A 3,451-nucleotide genomic window follows, 5' to 3' on the forward strand; every position below is an offset into this window, starting at 1 on the left:
TGACCCCCTCCTTGTAAGGGAGGTGCTCTCCCAGCTGAGCTAATCGACCTGGGATTTCATAATGTTTTAATTCTTTATGAAAAGAATGGTGGTCGATACTGGGCTCGAACCAGTGACCCCCTCCTTGTAAGGGAGGTGCTCTCCCAGCTGAGCTAATCGACCTCGCTGTGTGGGGCCGTATTATAGGGATGAACGATCTACTGTCAACGCTTTTTTTAGATAAAAGAATGAGTACGGTTCAATTTTGTGCGTGTTGATGCATAGTTAATCAGCATGCGGCAGATGCAAGTAAAAAATGAGTAAAAAATTAGCTTTTAAGGTATTTACTTTGCAAAGCATTCACTGAAGTAGGGCGGCGATCTATCCCAATTATGACTAACTACTCGATTATTACTTATAGAATAGTGTTGGATATTGCATTTTATATCGTTTTTTATAACGAGATTAAAATTGTTTGCTGGTTATTTGCTGCAACTCTGCCATTAGATCGTGTAAGTAGGGCCTTATTTTTAATGTTAAGGGGGAGCTTTATCTTTGTTCGGAATTTTCGGTTCAACTTCTTGCATATTACTATCTAAAAATTCTTGCATATGTAAGAGCTAAAAAGCGTGTCAGTGTCTTACATCCCCGGAACCTCAGTATTGTGGCTTTGTTTAAAGTCGTTTTTTCTACTTGCTAATACCTATCGACTTGTAACTATCAGCTTTCAGGTATTAGTCTGGTTTGATATTACCCACGGTAAAATAGACATCTGTCACGTTAGTTACAATACCAATCATGTAATGGAGTCTGCCGCTAAACTTATCGTGGATTACTTCTCCTTTGAACAAGGGGAAAGAGTTCGTTCTATGCGTAGTTAAAACGTCATTGTTCTAGAAAAGGGGAGTAACGAATTAACTAAGTATGTAAGTGGTAAGTAGCTCCTTGTTCAAACGTTGCAATAGCAGTGATATGACCTTCCGCCACTCCTAGCTGTGAGATTGATTTAACTATGTAGGTTTAAGCATGTAGGTTAAATCATGTAAGTAGAGTTATGTTAAGTAGAGTTATGTAAGTTGACTGCTAGATTCAACTCTGTTTTAGACGAGTAACGGTGCACTTGGTTGATTGAGGGAGTTATACCAATCAGTATAAGACGTTGATCTACTCAGAACGTTTTTTGGCAAACTAATTCAAGGCGAATAACTGAAAGAATGGTTGCTCCCTTGTGAAGTTGTTCAACGCAGAAGTAGGCAGCCAAACACGCTCCAGAATGGCGAGTTTTAGCGGCTCTGATACTGTGACTCTTATGGAATAAGAGGGAGCTTAAACTAGTTCAACTATGCGCTTCACTCGCTGCAAACCACATGGTCTAGTATGTTCCCGACATACATAAGACATTTCCTCTATCCCTGGAGGTCAGATGTGGTGAATGTCATTAATGCACGACTATATGGATATAGGCGGTAGAGTAACGCAGGAGCAGTTACCTAGGGCATTTAATGACCTTGTCTCAGTGCCGCTATACTCTCGCTGAGCGACCACATCTTTATACTGATTGGTATTAGGTCGTTAAACGAGTGAGCATTTAGGCCGAATGGCAGATTTTAACTATAAAATTTACCATATAGTAGTAGACCTATTTTCCCTAGCTGCTTTGGCTGTTAGAATATGCTCCACATTCATTAGTACAGTCTATTATTTAGACTTTCTACATAGGTCAGTGTCCATTATGACAATTAAGACGCGTTTTGCTCCAAGCCCTACAGGCTTTTTGCACGTTGGTGGTGCTCGAACTGCACTTTATTCATGGTTACATGCACGCGCAAACCAAGGTGAGTTTGTTTTACGTATTGAAGATACCGATCTTGAACGTTCAACTCCAGAAGCCTGCGCTGCAATTTTAGAAGGTATGGAATGGCTTAACCTGAATTGGGACGAAGGTCCTTACTATCAAACCAAGCGTTTTGACCGTTACAACGAAATCATTGCACAGATGCTAGAGCAGGGCACTGCATATAAGTGCTACTGTAGTCGTGAGCGTATTGAAACAATGCGTGAAGAACAAGCTGCTAAGGGCGAACAGCAAAAGTATGACGGTTGCTGCCGTGATAAAGCACCACGTGATACTGATGAACCTTTTGTTGTGCGATTTAAAAACCCGACTGAAGGTAGTGTGGTATTTGATGATCATGTGCGTGGTCGCATTGAATTCGCCAACAGTACATTAGACGATCTTATTATCGCTCGTACCGAAGGTACACCTACTTATAACTTCTGTGTAGTTGTTGATGATTGGGATATGGGGATCACATGCGTTGTCCGTGGTGAAGACCATATCAATAATACACCACGACAAATTAATATCCTAAAAGCATTGGGTGCACCAATACCAGAGTACGCACACGTATCGATGATCTTGGGAGATGACGGCGCTAAACTTTCTAAGCGTCATGGTGCGGTAGGGGTTATGCAGTACCGTGATGATGGTTATTTACCAGAAGCGTTGCTTAACTACTTAGTCCGTTTGGGTTGGTCACATGGCGATCAGGAAGTTTTCTCTATAGAAGAGATGAAGCAGTTCTTTAGTCTTGATGATATCAATAAGGCTGCTTCAGCTTTTAATACTGATAAGCTTATTTGGTTAAACCAGCATTATATTAAAGAATCAGATCCAGAGTATGTTGCTTCACACCTTGAATGGCACATGGCTGATCAGAATATTGATACAAGTAATGGCCCAAAACTGTCTGAAGTGGTTTCAGCATTATCTGAACGTGCTAAAACACTAAAAGAACTTGCGGCTTCTAGTCGTTACTTCTATGAAGACTTTGCAGAGTTTGATGAAACGGCAGCTAAAAAACACCTAAGAGGTGTTGCACTTGAACCACTAACTCTTATTCAGTCTAAATTGGCTGCGTTAAATGAGTGGACTTTAGAAGCTATTCACCAAGCTATTGAAGATACAGCGACTGAATTAGACGTAGGTATGGGTAAAGTCGGTATGCCATTACGTGTTGCAGTTACTGGTGCTGGTATGTCTCCTGCTGTTGATTTAACCATATTCTTGGTTGGCAAGGTCCGTACAGAGCAAAGAATCTCCAAAGCGATTGAATTTGTAGCAAATAGAATAAATTCGTAAAAAACGGGTTGACTCTTTTGGGTGCGCTGCATAGAATGCGCCACGCAGTTGAGACACAGCTAACGAATAGTTCGCGGTGCACTCAAAAGTGATTTAGTTAGTGAGGGGCCTTAGCTCAGCTGGGAGAGCGCAACACTGGCAGTGTTGAGGTCAGCGGTTCGATCCCGCTAGGCTCCACCACCTAACTACAGCAAGCGTTAAGTTTTAGCCTACAGAACTTAATGAGTATTCACTCTTTGCAGAGTCTAATGCAGTCCGGGTCCCCTTCGTCTAGAGGCCTAGGACACCGCCCTTTCACGGCGGTAACAGGGGTTCGAATCCCCTAGGGGA

The 3,451-nt window shown here is 42.0% G+C and carries 2 protein-coding genes and 2 tRNA genes; 3 read left to right on the forward strand and 1 reads right to left on the reverse strand.

What is annotated here, in order from left to right; genetic code table 11:
- Positions 1–86 precede the first annotated feature (86 nt).
- Positions 87–162: transfer RNA gene (locus ACVBIO_RS21450), tRNA-Val, on the reverse strand.
- A gap of 446 nt (positions 163–608) precedes the next feature.
- Here ACVBIO_RS21450 and ACVBIO_RS21455 point away from each other — a divergent pair.
- From ACVBIO_RS21455 to ACVBIO_RS21465, 3 genes are all read left to right on the forward strand, one after another.
- The gene (locus ACVBIO_RS21455) at positions 609–860 is read left to right on the forward strand and encodes a hypothetical protein (protein ID WP_447173418.1); all 252 of its coding nucleotides are present in this window, start codon (positions 609–611) and stop codon (positions 858–860) included.
- Positions 861–1,711: 851 nt separating this feature from the next.
- Positions 1,712–3,121: a glutamate--tRNA ligase gene (gene gltX, locus ACVBIO_RS21460; RefSeq protein WP_447162717.1), complete on the forward strand. Its 1,410-nt coding sequence runs from the start codon at positions 1,712–1,714 to the stop codon at positions 3,119–3,121.
- Between the two features lie 104 nt (positions 3,122–3,225).
- A tRNA-Ala gene (locus tag ACVBIO_RS21465) sits at positions 3,226–3,301 on the forward strand.
- The last annotated feature ends 150 nt before the right edge of the window (positions 3,302–3,451 follow it).

This window comes from Shewanella sp. 0m-8, assembly GCF_052977265.1.